The sequence below is a fragment of the Alkaliphilus transvaalensis ATCC 700919 genome, assembly GCF_000621485.1.
Classification (GTDB): Bacteria; Bacillota; Clostridia; order Peptostreptococcales; family Natronincolaceae; genus Alkaliphilus; species Alkaliphilus transvaalensis.
Genome location: NZ_KK211287.1, coordinates 1 through 19,647 on the forward strand (window position 1 = coordinate 1; position 19,647 = coordinate 19,647).

The 19,647-nt window shown below is 31.8% G+C and carries 18 protein-coding genes and 2 pseudogenes; 3 read left to right on the top strand and 17 right to left on the bottom strand.

The window, feature by feature from the left end:
* Positions 1 to 256 precede the first annotated feature (256 nt).
* From T335_RS0116835 to T335_RS0116865, 6 genes and pseudogenes are all read right to left on the bottom strand, one after another.
* Positions 257 to 634, bottom strand: a complete 378-nt coding sequence (locus T335_RS0116835) for a cytidine deaminase family protein (protein WP_026478571.1) — start codon at positions 632 to 634, stop codon at positions 257 to 259.
* A 369-nt stretch (positions 635 to 1,003) separates the two neighbouring features.
* Complete coding sequence (locus T335_RS21155) at positions 1,004 to 1,540, bottom strand: NUDIX hydrolase (RefSeq protein ID WP_051569377.1); 537 nt, start codon at positions 1,538 to 1,540, stop codon at positions 1,004 to 1,006.
* A 154-nt stretch (positions 1,541 to 1,694) separates the two neighbouring features.
* Complete coding sequence (gene xerA / locus T335_RS0116845) at positions 1,695 to 2,660, bottom strand: site-specific tyrosine recombinase/integron integrase (protein ID WP_207640690.1); 966 nt, start codon at positions 2,658 to 2,660, stop codon at positions 1,695 to 1,697.
* 421 nt (positions 2,661 to 3,081) lie between these two features.
* Positions 3,082 to 3,462: pseudogene (locus tag T335_RS21160) on the bottom strand (manganese catalase family protein); the annotation flags it as partial.
* A 314-nt stretch (positions 3,463 to 3,776) separates the two neighbouring features.
* The gene (locus tag T335_RS0116860) at positions 3,777 to 5,534 is read right to left on the bottom strand and encodes a flavocytochrome c (protein ID WP_026478573.1); all 1,758 of its coding nucleotides are present in this window, start codon (positions 5,532 to 5,534) and stop codon (positions 3,777 to 3,779) included.
* 109 nt (positions 5,535 to 5,643) lie between these two features.
* Positions 5,644 to 7,482, bottom strand: coding sequence for a sensor histidine kinase (locus T335_RS0116865; protein WP_242837324.1), 1,839 nt, complete (start codon positions 7,480 to 7,482; stop codon positions 5,644 to 5,646).
* Positions 7,483 to 7,725: 243 nt separating this feature from the next.
* Here T335_RS0116865 and T335_RS0116870 point away from each other — a divergent pair, with 243 nt between their 5' ends.
* Positions 7,726 to 8,421 carry a response regulator transcription factor gene (locus tag T335_RS0116870; RefSeq protein ID WP_026478575.1) on the top strand — a complete coding sequence of 232 codons (696 nt, stop codon included), beginning with the start codon at positions 7,726 to 7,728 and terminating at the stop codon, positions 8,419 to 8,421.
* An 84-nt stretch (positions 8,422 to 8,505) separates the two neighbouring features.
* On the opposite strand, the gene T335_RS21165 is transcribed toward T335_RS0116870, so the two are convergent.
* Entirely contained in the window at positions 8,506 to 8,685 is a 180-nt protein-coding gene (locus T335_RS21165) for a hypothetical protein (RefSeq protein WP_034328839.1), read from the bottom strand.
* A gap of 383 nt (positions 8,686 to 9,068) precedes the next feature.
* Here T335_RS21165 and T335_RS0116880 point away from each other — a divergent pair, with 383 nt between their 5' ends.
* Positions 9,069 to 10,655 (top strand): recombinase family protein, encoded by a 1,587-nt coding sequence (locus T335_RS0116880; protein WP_026478576.1) that lies wholly within the window; start codon positions 9,069 to 9,071, stop codon positions 10,653 to 10,655.
* A gap of 27 nt (positions 10,656 to 10,682) precedes the next feature.
* On the opposite strand, the pseudogene T335_RS0116885 reads toward T335_RS0116880, so the two are convergent.
* The 10 genes and pseudogenes from T335_RS0116885 to ablB all read right to left on the bottom strand — a co-directional run.
* A pseudogene (locus tag T335_RS0116885) lies at positions 10,683 to 10,877 on the bottom strand (manganese catalase family protein); the annotation flags it as partial.
* A 22-nt stretch (positions 10,878 to 10,899) separates the two neighbouring features.
* Positions 10,900 to 11,157 (bottom strand): spore coat protein CotJB, encoded by a 258-nt coding sequence (locus T335_RS0116890; RefSeq protein ID WP_026478578.1) that lies wholly within the window; start codon positions 11,155 to 11,157, stop codon positions 10,900 to 10,902.
* On the bottom strand, positions 11,158 to 11,379 hold the full coding sequence (locus T335_RS21170) for a spore coat associated protein CotJA (RefSeq protein WP_034328840.1): 222 nt from the start codon (positions 11,377 to 11,379) through the stop codon (positions 11,158 to 11,160).
* 302 nt (positions 11,380 to 11,681) lie between these two features.
* Positions 11,682 to 12,905 carry a peptidase T gene (gene pepT, locus T335_RS0116900; RefSeq protein WP_026478579.1) on the bottom strand — a complete coding sequence of 408 codons (1,224 nt, stop codon included), beginning with the start codon at positions 12,903 to 12,905 and terminating at the stop codon, positions 11,682 to 11,684.
* 30 nt (positions 12,906 to 12,935) lie between these two features.
* A complete protein-coding gene (locus tag T335_RS0116905; RefSeq protein WP_034328842.1) occupies positions 12,936 to 13,460 on the bottom strand; it encodes a peptidylprolyl isomerase in 525 nt (174 codons plus the stop codon).
* A gap of 198 nt (positions 13,461 to 13,658) precedes the next feature.
* The gene (locus T335_RS0116910) at positions 13,659 to 15,053 is read right to left on the bottom strand and encodes a sensor histidine kinase (protein ID WP_026478581.1); all 1,395 of its coding nucleotides are present in this window, start codon (positions 15,051 to 15,053) and stop codon (positions 13,659 to 13,661) included.
* 2 nt (positions 15,054 to 15,055) lie between these two features.
* A complete protein-coding gene (locus T335_RS0116915) occupies positions 15,056 to 15,742 on the bottom strand; it encodes a response regulator transcription factor (protein WP_026478582.1) in 687 nt (228 codons plus the stop codon).
* 77 nt (positions 15,743 to 15,819) lie between these two features.
* Positions 15,820 to 16,233: a hypothetical protein gene (locus T335_RS0116920; protein ID WP_026478583.1), complete on the bottom strand. Its 414-nt coding sequence runs from the start codon at positions 16,231 to 16,233 to the stop codon at positions 15,820 to 15,822.
* Positions 16,234 to 16,702: 469 nt separating this feature from the next.
* Positions 16,703 to 17,209: a hypothetical protein gene (locus T335_RS0116925; protein WP_026478584.1), complete on the bottom strand. Its 507-nt coding sequence runs from the start codon at positions 17,207 to 17,209 to the stop codon at positions 16,703 to 16,705.
* Positions 17,210 to 17,302: 93 nt separating this feature from the next.
* The gene (ablB, locus tag T335_RS0116930; protein ID WP_026478585.1) at positions 17,303 to 18,145 is read right to left on the bottom strand and encodes a putative beta-lysine N-acetyltransferase; all 843 of its coding nucleotides are present in this window, start codon (positions 18,143 to 18,145) and stop codon (positions 17,303 to 17,305) included.
* A 482-nt stretch (positions 18,146 to 18,627) separates the two neighbouring features.
* Between ablB and T335_RS22875 the strand changes: the two genes are divergently transcribed.
* A complete protein-coding gene (locus tag T335_RS22875) occupies positions 18,628 to 19,581 on the top strand; it encodes a methyl-accepting chemotaxis protein (protein ID WP_026478586.1) in 954 nt (317 codons plus the stop codon).
* The last annotated feature ends 66 nt before the right edge of the window (positions 19,582 to 19,647 follow it).

Genomic DNA, 19,647 nt, shown 5'->3' on the forward strand with positions numbered 1-19,647 from the left:
TAACGTTTCGCATTGCCGAAGCCTTTGAGCTGGACCTCAAAGAAATACCTCTTGGTGGAGCTTGTCTCCCAGCGAAAAGGTTTGGGTCGGAGCACAGCGGAGCCGACAATGCATTGTTAGTTGATGCCACAACCCTATCGCACTTTCTTATGCCACATTTATATAAGATGATATGCTCCCTAGTGACATTTAGTTATTCATCAGTACTAAAAAGAAATACAAATTTTCTTATCTTCTGATTGAGTTGCATACATAACTAATTCCATTGATAAGGAAGTAGTTCTCCAATTGTAACAACTTTCTTCTCGCCAACCATCACTTCCGTGTTTAAGTTATCTTTATCAATCTGATATATAAATTCTCTACATCTTCCACATGGTGGTAGGATTTTCCCATACTCATCCACTGCAATTATTTTGCAAATTTTTGATTCCTCATTTGTTACCATTTGAGCAATAGCAGAATGTTCTGCGCAAAAACCCATACTGCTAGGGGCATCAATACATACACCAATGTAGACATTTCCATTCTTAGTTATCAATGCACTTGCAACAGATGCAACATAGCAATCTGAAGACATTTTTCTAGGTTTTACTTTTTTTTGTGCAATTTCTTTTAATTCTTCAAATGTCATTAATAATTCCCTCCCCAAATTCGTTGCAATTATAAAAATACCTATTCAATACTGCTGAAAAAATATATTCCGTAAGGCTTCCCAGCTTTCATCTGATGTTCAGTAACATGGGACGAAACCATTGACCTCAACGTGCTGCCCCAACATTGTGGTGTCAATTAACGTCTCCGTGTTTACGACGTCCCTGAACCGGACCCGCCGGACCCTACCCCTTGGCGGAACTTCGTTCCCGGTGAAGGGATGTGGTGCAATGACTTACCCTTAAAACGTGCCTTCCAGCACCTCATGTAAACATACTGTTATATGCTGTCAGTTAATTTACATCCAGAATTCCACTGCAAATGATGCACTCTAAGGTTAATTCGTCGACTAAAATAAATCATTAATAATGTCAATTGGTATTAAACTTTTGTCTTCTAAATCATTAATTATTTTTCTAATTAAGCTATGATTTCTAAGTTCTTCATCTCTTAATTGAGAAATCTCACTAGTAGATAGCCATTTTGCATCAATTATCTCTTCATTATCGTGTTCTAAATTTCCGCCTTTCACTTTACCAACATAACATACCATTATTATCTGTTCATTAGCCTCACTAAAAAAATTGTATATTCCTATTAACCCAGAAAGTTCAACTTTGTAGCCCGTTTCTTCTTCAACTTCCCTAACAACTGCATCCACTATTCTTTCATTTTTCTCTAACTTTCCTGATGGAAAATTCCATAATCCTCTTATATGGTTTTTCCCTTGTTGGATCATTAGAATTTTATTCTTGTTGCAAATTACACAACCTACTACTGTAATCATGCCTATACTTCCTTTTTGGGTTAATTTTTTTATTCCTATGTAATGATATCGATTAAGCAATGCCGTATCCTTACTTTGCATAATTAATATACTATTCAACATTAATTCTCTCGATCTATCATATCCGCTCATATAGCAATTGTAATTTGATGGCATATAACGTCATATTACCGACAACAAGTTCCTTTTACATATCATTTCAAGTGGTATTTACGAACTTTAGTTCAGTAATATCGACTTCTTATTGAATCTTTCAAAAAACCTTATTATTATTCTGCTCATCTAACAACCTATCTAAAGGACTCTGTATTTTACTAAGACTCTTATTACTTACATGGGTATATATCTCAGTTATTTTAGAGCTTTTATGACCTAATAATTCTTGTATATATCTTAAATCTGTACCTGCTTCTAATAAATGTGTCGCAAAAGAATGTCTTAGTGTATGGACGGATGCATTTTTATTAATTTTTGCATCTTTACATGCCTTACTAAATACTTTTTGGACAGAGCGCTCAGTTAAAAAACTTCCTTCCTTGCTGCCTGAGAAAAGCCAATCTCTTGGTTTTTCTATAGTTGCATATTTTCTTAGAGCTTTTAGTGCAACTTCAGATAATATTGTATATCTATCCTTTCTACCTTTTCCCTGTCGTATATGTATCATCATCCTTTCTACGTCAATATCCTCAACTTTAAGCCTTACCACTTCTCCAACTCTAAGACCAGAAGAATATATTAGAAATAAAATAGCTTTATGCTTATAATTACTTACCTTACTGAATATAGCAAATATTTCTTCCTTATTAAGTACCTCTGGCAGTTTATTTTCCTTTTTAGGTCTATGAATTTCATATGTTAAATAATCCTTTTTAAGGACATACTTAAAAAAAAATTTTATTGCGCTTAATGACTGATTAGCATAAGAGTGGCTGTTTTGTTGCTCATTCAACAGCATAAACATATATACTTCAACATCATCCCCAACTATATTTTCTAGTTTTTTATTAGTGTACTGCAAGAATCTTTTTACGTGACCTACATAAGCAGTAATTGTTTTATTCGTATATCCCTTCAATATTAATTGTTTTTTTAAGCTAAATATGACAGCATCTAAACTATAAATATTTTTTTCTCTGCTACTATTCTCTAATCTCTCATTTATGTTCCAAATAATTTCTTCAGCCTCAAATATGCTATTTAATTGTGCCTTGCTATTCATTGTATTTGGAATAACCCAATGTTTATTTTCTGGATCCCATTTACGCCCTCCAACTTTTTTTATCTTTTCAACCCAACTAGAATTAAATTTAAATGAAACTAATAGCTCTTTATCATTTTTCTGGTTTATAGTTACCCCATTTGCTTAACCCCTTACATAAAAATTTAATGAAAATATATTTATAAGCATACACACTTCTTAATTTTGGTAAAAAATCCATAATTATATTATTCTTCCTTTCGACAGCATTTCCTTCTCCCACAAAATAATTTATCTATTTTATACCACCCTACTATTTATCGTTTTTAACTATACTTAGTATAGTATTTTATCAGTTAGGAGAAATACAAATAAACCATCAGTCCTAGAACCGATGGTTTATAATCTAATATTAAGGAAAGCCCTAAGTTAAGATAAGAGCCTAATAAATTTTCTTAGCTTCTTGATATTCTTGAACAATCCTTAAAGCTTCCCCAAAACGTTGGAAATGTACTACTTCCCTCTCTCTAAGGAACCTTAGTGTATCTTTTAATCCGGGATCATCTGTTAAATTAAGTAGGTGCTCATATACCGCTCTTGCCTTCTGTTCTGCTGCCATGTCTTCATGTAAATCTGTTACTGGGTCTGCATGGGCTTGAATATAGGTTGCAGTCCAAGGTACCCCATTGGCATCTGTGTAGAATAAAGCCCCATCACGAATTGCATAATTTGATCCTAAACCAGCTGCTTCTAACTCTTCAACAGTTGCATCCTTCATTAACTGATAGATCATTGTTACAATTACTTCTACGTGGGCCAATTCTTCTGTTCCAGTATGCTATCAGTAATAAGTTTTACAAATTATTGAGATTAAAAAATTATAATATAATCCATCTATTGTAGGGTTTTCAACTTTATAACTACTAAATTAATGATTCCATTCATTTCGCAGCAAGTATGATTTAACTATTAGAATGATACTCAAGTCGGAAAAAACCCTTAAATTTTGTAAATATTGCTAAAAACTTTATCTATGTTCATTTAACTTGTGGACATATAAAACCACTCTTCTCTGATAAAAGTTAAACACCTTATCAGTAGAGAGTGGTTTTATGAGGACTTATCTTTATTATATAATTATTTATTTTTTATAGCATTTGCTGCATTTTTTCCTGCAATCTTTCCAAATACAGTTATATCAGTTACTGCGTTACCACCAATTCTATTACCACCATGTATTCCTCCTGTAACCTCTCCAGCAGCATATAATCCTTCTACAACATTACCTGAGTTGTTGATTACTTCTGTGTTAGTATTAATTTTAATACCACCCATAGTGTGGTGAATAGCAGGAGATACTTCTACCCCATAAAATGGTGCATTTGCAAGCTCTACATTTAATAATCTTCTACCGAATTCCGTATCATTTTGACCTTTATAATACTCATTATAGGCCTCTACCGTACTTTCAAGTTGAGTGGCATTTATTTTAAGTTTTTCACCTAACTCCTGTAAAGAAGTTGCTTCTGTCAATAATCCAGCTTCTCTATATTTTTTTATAGCACTAGCTGTATCTACTACTTGCTGATCAAAGATTAAAAATGCACTTTTACCTTCTTGAGATAATATAGCTTTAGATACTGTATCTCTAGTTTCTAGCTCATTTATAAATCTTTTTCCATCTCTATTTACTAATATAGCTCCATCACCTCTTACCCCTTCAGTTATCATTTCATTTATTCTAGGAACTACTGTAGGGTGAGTTTGAATCTCTTTCATATCAGTTAAAGCTACATCAAGTTTTTCTAACATACTAAACACATCGCCAGTTGCTCCTGGTTGATTTGTTGTTCCAAAGCCTTCTAGTTCTGGTTTATATTTTGTAACTAACTCTGGATTAGCTCCAAAACCACCTGATGCAATTATTACAGCTTTAGCATTTATATTGTAAGTATTTCCATCTTTATTTTCTACTTTTATACCTGTTACTTTATTACCTTCAGAAATAAATTCTACTGCTTTGGTATTTAATCTAACATCAATATTAAGCTTTTCTAGTTGATTAGCAAATACATCCATAAGGTGGGTTCCTATAGGCATACCCTCAGGACCTTTATGAATTCTATCTACACTTTGTCCGCCAGATCTTCCAATTTCAGATAACTTTGCTCCTAATCCTTCAAGCCAATAAACGGTTTCTGCAGCTTTATCAGTAAATACTTTTAATAAAGCTGGGTCGTTTTTGTCGTGACCACCCTTCATTGTATCTTGAAAATGTATCTCTGGACTATCTTTTATACCTTTTGATTCTTGATGCTTAGTTCCAGCTGCGTTCATTCCACCAGTAGCATAGTTTGTATTTCCACCCATAAAAGCATTTTTTTCTACGACGATTACTTTTGCACCTTCATTAGTCGCCTCTATAGCTGCAGATAATCCCGCGCCCCCAGCTCCTATAATAACTATGTCTGTTGAGACATCTTCTGCTTTCTCAGGTTCTTGAGTCATTTCTCGTGCAATTAGAGTTGCTCCTGATTTTTTTATAGCATCGTTTACAGCATTGATTATTGCATGGCTAGTTAATGTAGCACCAGAAACAATATCGACTTTTGTAGAGTTTAATTTAATCATTTGGTTAGTTAAATCTATAATAACTGGTATTGTGTAGTCAGACTCTCTATGTTCTAAAACTTTTATGTCTTTAATTTCAGAGTCTTCAAAAGTTACCTCTAACTTCACTGATCCACCTTTACCTCTACCTTCTCCTACAAATTGACCATTTACAAGTTCTTGTTCTTCTATACTATTACTAGTATTATTTGTTTGACAGGCTCCTAAGGATAATACTAATAATAAAGTCAGTATTATAGCTAGGAATTTTTTAATTTTTTTCATCTAAGTTCTCTCCTTTACCTTAAGTAATATATTTGTTTGATATTTAACTAACCTAAGATAAAGTATAATTGGTAAGTCTTAAATAATTCTTAGTAATTCTTAAAATTTACTAAGATTTGTCGCATGATTTTTCTACAGCGGGTAAATATATGTCCATGATGGTCCCTACACCCACTTTGCTTTTTGCGAATATTTTCCCCCTATGATTCTCTACGATACTACGCACAACACCTAAACCTAATCCTGTACCTTGACCTGCTTCCTTTGTTGTAAAAAAGTATTCAAATATTTGATTTAAAGTGTTCTCATCCATACCAACACCATTATCTTTAACTTGAATTTTTACATATTTCCCTTGATATAAATTTAATTTAATACTTTCTTCACTTTGAATATATATATCTTCAGCATTAATCTCAAAAGTGCCACCCACCAATTTCATTGCATGATATGAGTTGGTATATAAGTTAATCAGAACTTGTTGTAGTTGTGTCGAATTCCCCAAGATCTGTTCATTACTATTAACATTGATTGTTATTTTAATATTATGAGGTAGAATTGGTTTAATAAGATTAATACTTTCATTTATACTAGAACCTACTTCTAAATACTTGAATTCAGCAACTATAGGATCTGCTTTACTAAACATTAAAACTTGATTTATAATTTCTTTAGCTTTTAATGAACTCTTATTTATTTCTAATATATCTTCATAAATAGTACTAGTACTATCAATATTTTCTATTATTATAGCTGAATAGCCTAGTATAGGAGAGAGTAAATTATTAAATTCATGGGCAATACCACTTGTTAAGACGCCAATAGTTTGAAGCTTTTGTGAATGTCTTAACCTAGCCTCACTTTTAAGTAATTCTTCCCATGTTTTATTTAACTCCTTTAAATATCTAGTTTCTATCTCCAATGATTTTCTTCTTTTTTCAATCTTAAAAATCACATAAAGCCCACTTATTACTATAATGATAATAAAAAAAGCAATTAATGATATATTAATTAAGGTACCCCTAATAGGTTCTTCTATTTCTCTATAATCCATTTGAACAGATATAATCCAAGATATATCTTCTTTTTCAAAGGTTGTATATGAATTTATTTTCTTAGTTAATTTTTCTTCAGTATCCTGCCACCATTTTGAATTGTATACGAAATGCCCTTCACCTTCTTCTAGCTGCCTTCTGTTTAATTCCTCAAGTTCTCTCCAATCAAGATCTGGATACCTTTCCTTCCTTACCTTAATTGATTCTATTCCTACTTGGTCTATCACTGGATGCATTAAAATAAATCCTTCTCTATTTTTGACCATAGAATAGCCTTTCTTTCCAGGCTGAACAGGATGAATTAAATTATTATATAGCTTATTTAAATTAATAGTATTAACTAAAATTCCATAAACCTCATTATCCTTTATCACAGGATACACTATGTTAATAGAAAATTGACTAGATTTTGATAAATGCTCCTTAGATATAAAACCCTCTTTATTATTTAAAACCCGATTTATAACAGAGTCATCAATATGTGGATCTGCAACTGGATTTTTTAGGGGAGACTCATATATTAACTCTCCTTTAATACTAAATAACATTACACCATCTGTTTCATCTATATGCTTTTCAAAAAAATTATTTATAATTTCTTCATGTTGATTAAAAGTGACTTTGTTTTCATACATGATTAATGCGTCTAAAATAACTGGCTCTTTAGCTAATATAGCCAAACCATTGGTCTTGTAATTAATAAATACGTCTAAACTTCTTGATATGGACTTTGCAATTGTTAGTAAATGCTCCTGTTGCTGCCTTATGACCGTATTCTTATGGTTAGTAAAATTAATGTATCCTATTATTAGGATCATAGATAATAATATAAAAAATATAGCTATTATTGATAAAATCTTCTTTGACAACTTGCGAAGTCTAATATCAATCACCTCCAAATTCTAAAACATCTATCATTGAACTTATAATTCAATTTTGCTATATTTATTATATCAGATTTACATAAACAGTTGAGGCCATTACATAATTAACATTTAATTTATATTAATTCAAAATGAAAATTCGCTGTTTAGTGTTCGATGTACGCCTCAGCTTTCCTATTTTTATAAAAAGAATATACAATTAAAAGTTATGGCATTATGCAATTTCCTAAAGTAATCTTAAGGAGGATTTATATGACAAAACAAAGAATTCTTATTGTAGATGATGAAGATTATATGAGAAAATTAATTAAAAAGAGCTTAGTGAATGAAAACTATTATATTGAAGAAGCCTCCAATGGATTGGAATCTCTGAAATTAATAAAAAACAATCTATTTGATTTAATTATTTTGGATGTTATGCTAAAAGATGAGGATGGTTTTGAGTTAATTAAAGAAATTAAAGCTATAGGATTTAGAGGACCAATTATATTTGTAAGTGGAAGAAGTGAAGATTACGATAAGATTTTAGGACTAGGTCTTGGTGCAAGTAATTATATAACGAAACCATTTATCCCAGCTATTTTATGCGCCCATGTAAAAGCACAGCTAAGAAGCTATAAAGAATACTCATTAGAACAAAGGTCTTTACCAAAATTTATCCTTAATGGGCCATTTAAGTTTGATTTCAAAACCTATAGGTTATATAAAAATGATATACTAATTGATTTGTCATATAAAGAGAACCTACTAATGAAATTTTTCATGGAAAATCCTGAACAGGTTTTTACTAAAGAACAACTTTATGAGAATATGTGGAGTGACACAATAATAGATGATAATTCAATTATGGTTTATATGCATCAGTTAAGAAAAAAAATTGAAGAAAACCCAAAATCTCCAAAACACATAATTACAGTATGGGGAATTGGGTACAAATTTATGCCTTAAATTTTCAACCTTCTTCCATAATAGCTCTAGAGCTTTCGTACTTCCTTGGGGACTGACAATGAAACATTGATGTTTTAATGATTCTTATTGATATATATTAGTTTCATTTTGTACTATGTAAGCAATTCTCTTTAATATTTTTTCTATATCTTCTTTAGTCTTATTTTTATATGCATCATTATATATTTCAACCTGTGTACTTCCAAGTTTGAATTTATCCACTATCATACTTTCAGATTCTTTAACCTCTATTTTTTCCTTCATAAATTCACCCCTTTTATACTTAAAATATTCAAAGCTTATTTTGTCCTATTACACAATTCAAAATGGCTTTATATAATTGCGGAAATTGCGTAACTAATATTAGTTTTTATTCTTTCATAAGTGGAATATAAATTCAGCGTTATGGTATTATGCAATTTCCTCAAGTATTCACATCCATTAAATCGTTTTTTATACAAAAATTTCTTCTAATAATATGCTTAATAACTAAAATAAAAAATTATATCCCTTTAATCTCTTTTATACTTTAAATACTACTAAAATATTTTTAAGTTTATTTATCATACCTAAATCTAATTGTTGTTAAATCCCGAACTACCACATAATTATAAATAAGATGATAAATGGTTGAAGAGGGTGTAAATATGGATGTAGCAATCTATCTTCGTAAATCAAGGAATGATATTGAAGCTGAGCTAAAAGGTGAAGAAGAAACGCTTAAACGACACGAAAAAGTACTTTTAGAGCTAGCTAACAAACTTAATTTAAATATATTGCATATCTATAAGGAAATAGTTTCTGGAGAATCTATAGCTTCTAGACCAGTTATGCAGGAACTCATTTCTGATGTAGAAAAAGGATTATTTGATGGTGTGCTTGTTATTGAAATAGAACGACTTGCCCGTGGAGATACCATGGATCAAGGTATCGTAGCTCAAACCTTTAAGTACTCCAATACTAAAATTATAACGCCAATAAAAACCTACGATCCTCAGAATGAATTTGATGAAGAATACTTTGAGTTCGGATTATTTATGTCTAGAAGAGAATATAAGACAATTAATAGACGGTTACAATCTGGTAGGCTGGCATCGGTAAAGGAAGGCAAATATGTAGGCAATATACCCCCATATGGTTATGTAAGAAAAAGCCTGGAAGGTGAAAAAGGTTATACATTAGAACCCCATACAGAACAGGCTGACATAGTTAAATTTATTTACAAGCTCTATACGGTTGGCGAACTGCAGGAGGATAACACTTTAAAAACATTAGGAGCTTCTTTAATTGCTAAGAAGTTAAATGATTTAAATATCCCTACTGTTAAGGGTGGGGTTTGGACTCCACCTACAATTCGAGGTATTTTAAGCAATCCAGTGTACATAGGAAAGATACGATGGAATTCTAGAGCCCAAGTTAAAAAATTAGTGGATGGTAAAATGATTAAAGAAAGACCTAGAGCAAATGATAATGATATATTATTGGTAGATGGACTACACCCAGCTATTATAGATGAAGAATCATTTAAACTAGCTAGAAAGATTTCCAAAAAAAATACCATCCCTAGATTAACTGGTAATAAATCACTTAAAAACCCATTTTCTGGTATAGTTGCGTGTGGATTTTGTGGAAGAAAAATGATAAGAAGGCCTTACAAAAACAATTATCCAGATATACTAATGTGTAGTATTCCCTCTTGCCCTAATGTCAGCTCTGCACTCCATTTAGTAGAAGAAAAAATATTGCAAGCTCTACAAACTTGGCTAAACAAATATTATCTAGAATTTAATCTTAATGAATCCAACAATAAACCTACAGATATGCAAACTGACCTATTAAGAAAATCTATAGTAAAGCTTACCATACAAATAGAAAGGATACAAAATCAAATAAGCAACCTACATGATTTATTAGAACTAGGTGTATATAATATAGAAGTTTTTGCAGATAGGTCTAAAGTACTTAATAAAAGGCTCAAAATATTAGAAAATGATAAAAAGTATATACAAGAAAAAATGACTAGAAACGAAAATAAAAATAAAACTACTGGCCCTCTAGTCCCAAAAGTGCAAAAAATATTAGAAGCCTATCATTACACAAAAGATCCTGCAATAAAAAATAAATTACTTAATGAAGTTTTAGATAAGGTTGTATATATTAAAACGATAAGTGGAAGATGGCATACTAAACCTGATGATTTTAACCTTAAACTCTATCCTAAATTACCTAAATAGGTATCACTTACATTATAGTGGTACCTATTCTTCTGTTCCTATGTCAGTTAATAGCGCCTTTGCTTCGTTAGTAGGTATGGTATAACGTTGATTTAAATATCTTAGGGCTGCTGATAGTTCTCCGTCTGGGCCTCCATATTGTGTTAGAAGATACTTAGCCATTCTTAGGTCTGGTTGATAAATTTTAACTGGGTACTGTAATTTTTTTTCATAGATCCACATTAATAATTTCCCTCCTCAATTATTAGTAAACTTGTTCCCAAGGCCATGGCCCCTCTAACCATCTCCAAGGATATTGACTAGGAGAAAAACCAAAGTTAAATAATGGACCATATTGCATTTCATATTGATGTTTTAACATTGCTAACTGTTTAGCATATTGATTGTACTCCATTAATGCTCTCTGGTCATCCATATGGGTATCTAGATATAAGTTTAATTCTAACGCAGCAAATTCAACTTCTTGTATCTGTCTTAATAGTGCCATTCTTTGGTCGTGCATTTAATTTCCCTCCTTCTTTAATTTTTCTTCTGGAATATAGGGTTGATATAATTCTGGGAAGAGTGTTCCTTTCATTAAAGCTTCTGGTAAGGGATAGGCCTGCATGTAACATTGATATGGCACATATGCGCTGGCTAATTTAACACAGGCAGGCATAAAGGGAATTGGGTAAATTCCATGTCGCATCATTGGCATATAATGTCTAGGGTCTTGTTGGTACATTGTTTATCCTCCTTTTACATCTTTCTCAACCACTCATTTGGCTGTAATAACATACTATTCCAAAGGGAATATTTTGGTGTTTAGTAAATTTAGCTATTTCTCTAATGGGGTTATCTATTTTTTCCTTTTATAAGTTTAACTATTTCCTACTGAAGCATGTATATTTTGGTGGCTGTAGACAACAAAAGAAACAGTTAATTAGTGGAAAACACTAATCAACTGTTTCTTTATACTTAACCTAATATTCTTTATCTAAATATTTTTTACTATATTTTTTTATGTTAATTTTTTACTAAATATAATTATCTTGTATAGATCTCAATAGTTTTTAGAATAACCTCTACAGCTTTTTTCATTGAATTAACGGGTATGTATTCATATCTACCATGGAAGTTATGACCACCTGTGAAAATGTTAGGACAAGGAAGCTTCATATAAGAAAGTCTTGCTCCGTCGGTTCCCCCTCGTACGGGTGAAATAATGGGTGTAACACCAACCTCTATCATGGCTTCTTTAGCTTTTTCAACAATCTCAATAACTGGCTCAATTTTTTCCTTCATGTTGTAATATGAATCTTTTATGTCCAACTGTACAGTTCCTTCACCATACTTAAAATTTAACAGATTGATGATTTCTACCATCATTTGCTTTCTTTTTTCAAAGGTTACTCTGCAATGATCCCGTATAATATACTGAAGGGATGTTTCTTCAACATCACCCTTTATACTAACCAAGTGGAAAAAACCTTCATAACCTGTTGTGGATTCTGGTCTTTCTTGAGGAGGTAGCATACTATTTAGCTCCATAGCAATAATCATTGAATTAATCATCTTATTTTTTGCATAGCCAGGATGAACATTTCTACCCTTAACTTTGATCTTTACACCTGCAGCATTAAAGTTCTCATATTCTAATTCTCCAATTCTACCCCCGTCGATGGTATAAGCAAAATCTGCTCCAAATTGTTCTACATTAAATAAATCTGCACCTCTACCAATTTCTTCGTCTGGTGTAAAACCTATCTTAATTGTCCCATGTTTGATTTCTGGATTATTAACTAGATACTCAATTGCTGTCACAATTTCTGCAATACCAGCCTTATTATCTGCTCCTAGTAAAGTTGTTCCATCAGTAGTAATTAAAGTATCACCTACATAGTTTTTTAGCTCTGGTGAGTCCTTTGGAGATAAGATTATATTTTCTTCTTGATTCAAGATAATCTCTCCACCATCATAATTCTCAATAAGTTTTGGTTGAACATTTTCGCCAGACATGTCTGGACTAGTATCCATATGGGCAATGAATCCAATTGTTGGAACATCTTTATCTAAGTTTGACGGTAATGTTGCCATTAAATATCCATTTTCATCCATATTAGCATCAGTTAAACCTAGTTCTTTCAATTCTTGAACTAGATATTCACCAAGTAGCTTTTGTTTGCTAGTACTAGGACAAGTATTTGATTCTGGGTCAGATTTAGTGTCAAATTTAACATATTCTAAGAAACGTTTTACTACCTTTTCCATCCTTTGTCCCTCCTTTATACATCACAAAGGCTACATTTTTTCTGGTTCTGGATATTCTACACCAAAGGTTTCTACTGTCACTTCCTTCAACTTCTGCTCTTCATAAGGTCTATCTTGATGATTACGATCAACAGCTACAATTCTATCTGCTTCTTCTACCCCTTCAATTACTTTTCCAAAAGCAGCATAGGCACCATCTAAGTGTGGAGAATCAGCCACCATAACAAAGAACTGAGAACCAGCTGAATTTGGATCTTGGGCCCTAGCCATAGAAAGAACTCCTTTAGTATGCTTTAAATCATTTTTAAACCCATTTTGTGTAAATTCTCCCTTTATTGAGTACCCTGGTCCACCAATTCCTAGTCCTTGAGGGTCTCCACCTTGAATCATGAAATGAGGTATTACTCTATGGAAGATCACTCCATTGTAGAATCCTTTCTTAACAAGAGAAATAAAATTATTAACTGTATTTGGTGCAATCTCTGGATATAGTTCTGCCTTCATTTGGTTTCCATTTTCCATTGTAAAGGTTACTATTGGGTTTTGCTTAGTCATATTAATCATCCTTTCTTATCTTAATTGCTTACCTTACCATATTACTATAGGTTTCATAAGATTTCCATATTTTTTCCCTACATCAATAATAAGTCACCAAAATTTTGTAGTTCAATTTATTAAATACTACAAAAAACACTTTATTCATTTGTGCATTTCCTATGAATAAAGTGCCCAAGATTAGGTTTTTTAATGTAATCAATTCAAAATTTTCGGTAATATAATCTTACATTCTGTACCGATTCCCTCTTGACTACTTATATTAATATCACCTTTTTGTGCTTTAATAAGACTAGCTACAATAGTAAGACCAATTCCCGTTCCACCTGTTTTTCTATTTCTTGATTCATCACTTCTATAAAAACGTTCAAAAATGTTTGGTAAATCTTTTGTTGGAATCCCTACCCCGGTATCCTTTATTTTAATATAGACCTTATCTTCATCATCTTCCAAAGATAATTCTACAGCATCCCCTCGATTAGTAAACTTATACGCATTGGATAAAAGATTAATAAGGATCTGACGAGTTTTATCTCTGTCTCCCTCAAGGGTGATTTCCTTTAAATTCATATTAACTCCTACAGCCTTTCTTTCAAAATTATATCTAAAACTCTCAACCACCTCTTTAATTAATTGAGTTAAACTATATTGTGTAATCTCCAGTTCATTCTTATGATTTTCTATATCTGTCAAATGTTGTAGCTGTTCTACCAATTTTATCAAGTATATTACTTCATTTTTACATATATTTAGCTTATCTTCTGTCGGCTGCCAAATACCATCATTAATAGCTTCTATATGGCTTTGTAATATCGTTAAAGGAGTTCTTAGTTCATGGGCTATATCTGAAGTTAACCTTTTCCGTAACTCTTTTTGTTCTGATAGTGACTTAGATAAATGATTTATAGATTGAGAAAGCTCAAAAAGTTCTTTAGTATTATCGGTTGCTTCTATTTGAACACCTAAATTGCCTGCTCTTATGGAATTAGCTACTGTCGTTATATCCTTAATTGGCCTAATAAAGAACTTTGAAGCATAGATTCCTAATAGTAGCGAAACAACCATCGAGATAAGTGCAGCAAAAAATATAGAGGAATTTACCCCTCTTGAAAAAAGAATCTCCTTTTCTGTTACTAAGTAAGGCATATAACTACCAACTTCTACTGTTCCCACCCTTTGCCCTTCAATAACTATTTCATATTCATCAGTAGAATAGCTGGTATGTCTTTTGCTCCTTCCCATATGATTGTCCATATTTCTCATCATATGATAGTGCATATTTTCTATTTCCTCATCAGCTGAACTACTGAAAATAATTTCATTTTTTTCATCTCTAATATTGATGTCATAACTGTGAAGATCATGGGAATAACGAATTGCATCAAAAATGGCATCATTCCATTCACCATATACCCCATAATATTGATGTAATAATTGTAGAACCCCCTCAATACGGTCAGATTCTCCATGCTCCATGTAATCATCAAATCTCTGAAATATAGTTATATTAATTATTAAACTGACTAAAATGATGGCTACAAATGTCCCACCTAATATTAGTAGGGTTAATTTAGTTTGCAATGCTTTTAGCATAACTATTCCTCCGTAAATTTATATCCTGCCCCGTACACTGTTATGATGTATTTATGGTTCGTATCTTCAACCTTTTGTCTTATATTTTTTATATGGGTATCTATGGTTCTATCGTAACCTTCATAGTCGTGTCCTAATATCTTAGTTATAAGTTCTTCTCTAGAATATACCCTGCCTATGTTTTGGGCAAGAAGTAATAAGATCTTAAATTCAGTAGCAGTTAAGTCTACTAATTTATCATCTTTTTTAACCTCCATTTTATTGGGACTAATTAAAAGATCTCCACCCTTAATCACGATCAATTCTTGGTTGTTGTCAGAAGATGTTCGACGAAAAATTGCCCTTACCCTTGCCATCAATTCCTTTGGACTAAATGGTTTAGTCAAATAATCATCTGCCCCTATATCAAGACCATTAATTCTCTGAGCTTCTGCTACCTTTGCAGTCAACATAAGGATTGGGACATTAGATGTTTGTCGGATTTCTTTACAAATTTCCTCACCACTGAGGTCCGGTAGCATTAGATCTAATATCATAAAATCTATTTTGTTCTTGTAAAAACTTTGTATAGCCTCTTTTCCATTATATGCGACATATACTCTAAAACCCTCCCGCTCTAGATAGGCCTTGATTACAGCAACAATGCTTTCTTCATCATCTATGACCAATACATTTTTAATCGACTCCATTTAATCATTCCTTCCCACCCATTCTACAATATATAATGCCCAATATCGGTAAAATACTGGGCATTTACTTTCTCTTTTTAGTTTCTACCTCTTCCCATCATACTTCTCATCATACTCGGGATACCATTTCTCCCCATCATGGAATTATGCATATTAAGCATTTCTTCTCTTCCTATAGATTGCATCATATTGGCCATATTGCCATATCCATTTTCATCCATAATCGCTATCATTCTATTATAATCTTCATCCGATAGATTTTCCATAATTTCTTTCATTTTATTATAATCACCTGTTCTCATTCCCTCTACCATCTCGTCAAAACCCGCTTCTTCCATAATAACGATCATTTCTTCATTATTATTACAGTGATTACCATATGCAGCTCTTTCATTTTCATTCTTTACCCCATTGTTTTGAGCATAAACATATCCTCCTACAGAACCTACAATAACTACTGCCATTGTTAGCATCATTACAAATTTTTTCATAGTTAACGCCTCCTATTTTTTATTTTTTCTCTTATCACAGTTTTATTATAATATTAAACTTTGAAGAAACTATGAAGATAGTAAATTTCTTCTTTAAAGCCATCATTAAATCTTTCATATTTTGTTTGTGAAATTAAAGCTTTAACTTAATTATTTCAAGACAATACAATTTAAAAATGATAGCCTTGGGCTATCATTTTTAAAAGTGAGTATCTATATTAAAAGGAGTTTATCAGCCAGGTGTGTTGGCTACTGGCTAATTAAATTATATAATAGAATTTTGAAGATTTTGTGAAGATTTAAGCACAAAAAACGTACATCTTATAATTAATCTTTTTTAACAACGACAAAATAAAAATGACAGCTGTAGGCTGTCATTTTTATTAATTAACTAAGAGGAAGTCATCTTGCTTGCTTACTGATTATATTTATTATAGTATAACTTTGTGTCAATTCTGTGAAGGAAAGATTAACTTTTTTTAATTAATTGATCACTAAGGATACTTTTGAGGGCTTCCATATCTTCATCCTTCACAAACCATATCACCGTCTGGGTTTTATTTTGACTAGTTTTAAAGAGAATCTCTAAACGATCTTCGTCCCAACAATGTTTAATCATATTACGCCAATAATAGACTTTACCTTTATTTGTTATCCCTTTTAGCCTTAATTCTTTATTATATAGCCCTTTTAATATTCCATTGAGGGCAGTCCCCATTAAAAATCCTGTTAAAGCCCATAGGTTATAGGTAGATAAATTTCTTTTTAAAAAATCCAAATTTAAAACTATCGTTAATAAAAAAATTATTGCAATCACAATCCATAGAACGATTAAAACAATACTATCATAATCTTCACGAATCTTATAAACTTCCTCTCCTAAGTAACTTTTTCTGTTAATTTTCTTGTATAACAAATACCCTATAAAAATCAACATAAGCGTTAGAATGACTTCAAAAAATCCTAAATTAGCCATGTGACCACTCCTTTAAATATAATCTTAGCATGGTCTAATTGTATATTATTCTACAAAAAAAGGGAATCCCTTTAGATTCCCTTTATCATCATTTTATGATAGTTGTTTTACCCAAATATTCATATCCTCAAAACTCCCTGAAATATCACAATTTTGAACCAATGTACCTCTGTATTCATAACCATGTTTTGCAATAACATGATTCATACCTGTTGAAATTGCCCTAGTTAAAGAAAATAAGTTTGGTACGTTTTCCTCTAGTAGCCGTTCCTCTAAATGACTTATTATATGACTTAGCAATCCATTACCTCTATATTCTGGCAGTGTCGCACAATCAGTAATTTCTGCATTATTATATTTAGAGTTAATATCGGCAGACGCAATACTCACAATTCTATCTTTGTGGGTAATTAGAGAAAATAACGTTTCTTCCCTCATAACTTTTTTAATATATTTAGGCTCATCCATTGGCACAGGGTATGTTTCAAAGACTTTTGAAAATACATTTGCCATTTCAATTACATCGCTTGTGTCAGCTTTTCTAATTTCAAACTCCTCAGGCAAAATTAGATTAGATGTCTTCCCTTGATACTTATTCGTTACTGTGTGAATAATTTTTTCTTGCACTTCCTTATGTGTACTATGGGATCTTTCTGGATTAATAAACTGTGAGTAAATTAATGCATCATTTCCATTAAAAAAGCCATCAATTTTGCCCTCATAAATGAGATCTAAACTCTCTATCAATTCTAATTCCCCTTCTTCTGTATAGACGCTGACTTTTTCAATCTCATGTTTTTCATCAGTTCTCTCAATTTCCTCCAGTTGATCCTTCAGGCAATCTTCATCATATTGATAAAAAATCACCCTCTTATTAGTTTCATCAACAATTATTTCTTCCTCTTGGCTAGTTACAATATTTTTTAATATTTCCATCCTATTCTCCTCCCTACAAATTATTTAATAAATTTAATAAATCTATAAAAAAAGCACTCTTCCCTTAATAGAGGAAGAGTACCCAGATTTCGCCTAGAAGACTCATCTTAAGCCACCATTTGATAGCCTATCACTGGCCCCCTTGGGCCCGCGAGAATCCCATCTCTTTTCTGTTTTTCTTTATAGCTTTTGGCTCTATGAAAAAGTTTATTATTATCTGTTTAAAAACATATAACAACTCACATTTTCGCCTTTTTCACCATAAATACTTCACATAAAGATGCATTTATTTCAAAATATATTATACCACAAAATGGATAAAAATGCAAAATTAAATGAAAGTGACCTAAGTCACTGAATTACTCACCGAAGATGATTAAAATATTATTGAGGGATTTACTTCAAAATACCATATCTCCTCAATTCTATGGCATAATTCCTTAGCAATCTCACGGAACACCAATAAAAAGGGGGCAACACTTGTGTTTTTCAAAAAAAACAAATTTAATGAAAATAAAAACTCAAATCTAATTATCAATGATCAAATACCCTCTCTAAATGATGAAAATACCGATATTCTAAAAGAAAATATCCATAAAATCTATAATGATATGGGTAAGATCATCCACCAGCATGAATCGGTAAATCAACAGCATGGTGAATTAGCTACTCTAGCAGAAGAAATGAAAAAAACAATCTATGAGGTTAACCAAATTACCTATCAAACCAACGAACTTTCTAGCTATATTGCTGAGCGAAGTAATAACCTTACAAAGATTTCTACTGACTGTGTTTCGAAGTCTCAAGAAGGCAGTAACGCTACAGAAGAATTATCTACAGTAATGTATATGCTTCAACATCAATCAAGCACTACTTCTCAATCGATGGTAAAACTAGAAGACAGGTCAAAAGAAATTACCAGTATAATTAAAACGATTAATGATATTGCTTCCCAAACTAATCTTCTTGCATTAAATGCAGCAATAGAAGCGGCCAGAGCCGGTGATCAAGGCAAAGGTTTTGCTGTAGTAGCTGATGAAGTTAGAAAACTGGCAGAAATGACTGCTACAAGTACAAAGTCTATAGAAAGTCTTGTAACAAACATTCAGAAGGAAATATCTGTCGCTCTAAGTAATAGCAAAGAAAGTATTAAAACCATAGAAAAAGGAAGAATTATAGGAGATGTTGTCTCTGGTAAAATGGGAGAAATTGTAGATGGTTTTAATCAAGTACAAGAAGAAATTGAGGAAGTTAATCATTTAACCGCATCACAAAAAAGACATATACAGGATATTTTAAATCAGACTAAGCGATCAGACGAGCTCCTTTTAACAATGCATCATAAACTGATAAGCCATGTAGACCGAGCTAGTATTGTAGATGATAGTTTAGAAGAAGGCCTTAATAATTTACATACAATTCTAAAGGATATCTAGGAATATTTAAAAAAACTGCTCCTATCTAAAATAAGAGCAGTTTTTATTATTTCCAGTTTTATAATC